This window comes from Enterocloster aldenensis, from assembly GCF_003434055.1.
GTDB lineage: Bacteria > Bacillota > Clostridia > Lachnospirales > Lachnospiraceae > Enterocloster > Enterocloster aldenensis.
Genome location: NZ_QVEX01000009.1, coordinates 174,278 through 174,670, shown reverse-complemented (window position 1 = coordinate 174,670; position 393 = coordinate 174,278). Strand labels below are relative to the sequence as shown.

General features: G+C 58.8%; 1 protein-coding gene. It reads right to left on the bottom strand.

From position 1 onward, the window contains the following. On the bottom strand, window positions 1-393 hold a 393-nt coding region (locus DWX59_RS29400; RefSeq protein WP_235845096.1), incomplete at both ends, for a TRAP transporter substrate-binding protein.

Sequence of the window (393 nt, the reverse complement as noted above, 5' to 3'; positions counted from 1 at the left end):
ACAACCTGCTGCAGGTCCGCGGGCAGGGCGTTGAACTGCTCCAGGCCCATTGCGATGTAAACCCATGCGCGCAGGTGCTCGGTGCGGATCACATAATCCTGGACCTCGTAGAAGGAGCTGTTCTGGATCATGGCCAGCGGGTTTTCCTGGCCTTCAATGGTGCCCTGCTGAAGGCTGGTGAACACCTCGGCTAACGCCATGGGGGTGGGTTTTGCCCCGACTGCCTCAAATGCGGCCACGGTCATGGCGGACTGAGGGGTACGGATGACGAAATTGTTCATATCGGCAGGGGATGTGATCTTCTTGTTGGCCGTCACGTTGCGCGGGCCGCGGGTAAAGTAACCAAGGACCTTCATACCGCACTTTTCCATCAGGCCTTCCAGTTCAGCGCCT